General features: G+C 72.5%; 2 protein-coding genes. Both read right to left on the bottom strand.

The window, feature by feature from the left end:
* Positions 1–21: 21 nt before the first annotated feature.
* Positions 22–279, bottom strand: a complete 258-nt coding sequence (locus ABE485_RS31120; protein WP_346519103.1) for a hypothetical protein — start codon at positions 277–279, stop codon at positions 22–24.
* The coding region (locus ABE485_RS31125) for an ATP-binding protein (protein ID WP_346519104.1) at positions 276–1,318 on the bottom strand (1,043 nt) is incomplete at its 5' end. The genes ABE485_RS31120 and ABE485_RS31125, both read right to left, overlap by 4 nt.

Genomic DNA, 1,318 nt, shown 5'->3' on the forward strand with positions numbered 1-1,318 from the left:
CCTCCCTGGAGGGCGCAAGGTTCAGGTCTTGGCGCGCGCGGCGCCCGCCACCGCCTGGGCGGCCCGCACGCCCGCCGCCCGGGCGCTGGCCTCGCCCGCCCCCGCGGTGCCGGCAACGACGCTCACCCGGCCCGCGCTGGCGTCGACGGGCGCGCCGCCGTTCTCCGACGCGCGCCGGATCAGCTCATGCACCATGGCGGCGAAGAAGGCATTGCGCTGTGCGGCGTCATGGCTGGGCAGGCTGAGCGCGCGGATATGCAGGTGTATTGCGGGTTTCATGGCCATCCCCTGGTTTCGGCGTCGGCCAGCGGCCGTTCGCGCTTGGCGGCTTCGGCGTGCGCGGCTTGCAGCACGTGCGCCATGGTGACTTCGGTGCCGGCGTCGGCGGCCAGGAAGGCCGCGTTCAGCGCGACATTGCGGATGCTGCCGCCCGTCAGGTTCAGGCGCGCCAGTTGGCGCGGATCCAGGCCGCGGGTCGGCGTGGCGGCCGGGAACACCCCGTCCCAGATGCGGGCGCGCTGTTCCAGGTCGGGAAAGGGAAACTGCACGACAAAGCGCAGGCGCCGCAGGAAGGCGCTGTCCAGGTTCGACTTCAGGTTCGTGGTCAGCACCGCCAGCCCGCGATAGGACTCCATGCGCTGCAGCAGGTAGCTGATCTCGATGTTGGCGTAGCGGTCGTGGCTGTCCTTGACTTCCGAACGCTTGCCGAACAGCGCGTCGGCTTCGTCGAACAGCAGGATCGCGCCGCCGTCCTCGGCGGCTTCGAACAGGCGGCGCAGGTTCTTCTCGGTTTCGCCGATGTACTTGCTGACGACCGCGGACAGGTCGATGCGGTACAGGTCCAGCCCGGTTTCGCGCGCCAGCGCTTCCGCGGCCATGGTCTTGCCGGTGCCGCTTTCGCCGGTGAACAGCGTGGCCAGGCCCAGCCCGCGCGATTGCGCCGCAGCAAAGCCCCAGTCCTGGTGGACCCGGTAGCGCTGGCGCAGATGCGCGGCGATCTGGCGCAGCACCGACAACTGCGGCTCGGGCAGCACCAGGTCTTCCCAGCGCGCCGCGGGAGCAAGGCGCTGGGCCAGGCCGTCCAGCCGGCGGCGGCTGGCCTGCGCGCAGCCCTGCCAGAGCACGGCGGCGGGATCGGCCGTTGCATCCTGCAGCTGGGGCGTGAGCGCCGCGGCCGTGAGCTGCAGGGTGCGAGAATCCAGCCCGAACTGGCTGGCGGCCTGTTCCAGGCCGGCGCCGGCGCGCGCGGCGGCGTCGGGCCCGAGCGCCTGCCACCAGAGGGTGCGGCGGTCGGCCTCCTGCGGCCGGGAGACCGCGC

This window comes from Achromobacter spanius (assembly GCF_039673305.1).
Classification (GTDB): Bacteria; Pseudomonadota; Gammaproteobacteria; order Burkholderiales; family Burkholderiaceae_B; genus Achromobacter; species Achromobacter spanius_F.

What these genes read in the sequence shown, in the direction of transcription:
- ABE485_RS31120 (WP_346519103.1), bottom strand. Translation starts at nt 279, where the DNA reads ATGAAACCCGCAATACACCTGCATATCCGCGCGCTCAGCCTGCCCAGC.